Annotated in this window: 2 protein-coding genes; one reads left to right on the top strand and one right to left on the bottom strand. The window is 44.6% G+C overall.

Annotated elements, in window-relative coordinates:
- A partial coding sequence (locus tag KIV40_RS29385) for a response regulator transcription factor (protein WP_285352770.1) occupies positions 1-255 on the bottom strand: 255 nt, incomplete at its 3' end.
- 266 nt (positions 256-521) lie between these two features.
- On the opposite strand from KIV40_RS29385, the gene KIV40_RS29380 reads away from it, so the two are divergent.
- Positions 522-814 (top strand): TonB-dependent receptor plug domain-containing protein (locus KIV40_RS29380; protein WP_285352769.1); only part of this gene is annotated, 293 nt, incomplete at its 3' end.

Below are 814 nucleotides of genomic sequence, written 5' to 3'. Positions count from 1 at the left end.
CAGGGCGTCGCGAGCCGAGATTACGATAACAGGAATATCGTTGGTCTCATTTTTCCTTAGCTGAGAAAGTAACTGCATCCCGTCAATATCGGGTAGCCCTAGGTCTAACAATACGGCGTCATATCGACTGATTGTAAGCAAGTGCAGAGCCTGCTTTCCAGACGCTGCTTGGTCTGCAATATGTCCCAAATGGCTTAACTCTGTTTTTAGCAATTTGCTTAGCTCTGGATGATCCTCAACTATCAATAACTTCATATCTTTCTCATTTTTGTCTAATTCTCACTCAGTTGGTTGATTAACCGTTGAGTCAGTAATGTTTTTCGCTGACGTCAGGATAGCGTCAGGTTACTTGTATAGAATGCGAATCGTTTTCAATTCCATTACTTCTTCGCCAGTAAAGAGCCCCAATCGAAATGCGCTTTAGGATGCATTAAAAAATTAAAATGGGGAAGTGAGCGAAGAAGAATTAATTTTTCTCCACTGCAGTGGGAAGTCTACAAGAAGATTTAAAGGAGTAAATTATGCTCGCGACCACAAATCGCACGTTAGTAAGCTTAGCCGTTGCTGCGGCGATGTTGCCTTTGGCGGTACAAGCTGAAGCGGAAAATGAACATGAGGTTATGACCGTTACCGGTACTGGATTCGAACAAGAGATGGCGTTAGCGCCGGCGTCGATTACTGTCATCGATGCATCTGAGATCGAGAACAAAGGCTATCGTAACATTACAGAAGCACTGCAAAGCGTGCCGGGTGTGTACGCGGAAGAAGGCTCAAACGGTGGTAAAGGTGCTACTTCAGATGTATCCATTCGTGG

The organism is Vibrio sp. D173a (assembly GCF_030248475.1).
The sequence above is the reverse complement of the archived record's forward strand: the minus strand, read 5'-3'. Positions and strand labels throughout refer to the sequence as shown.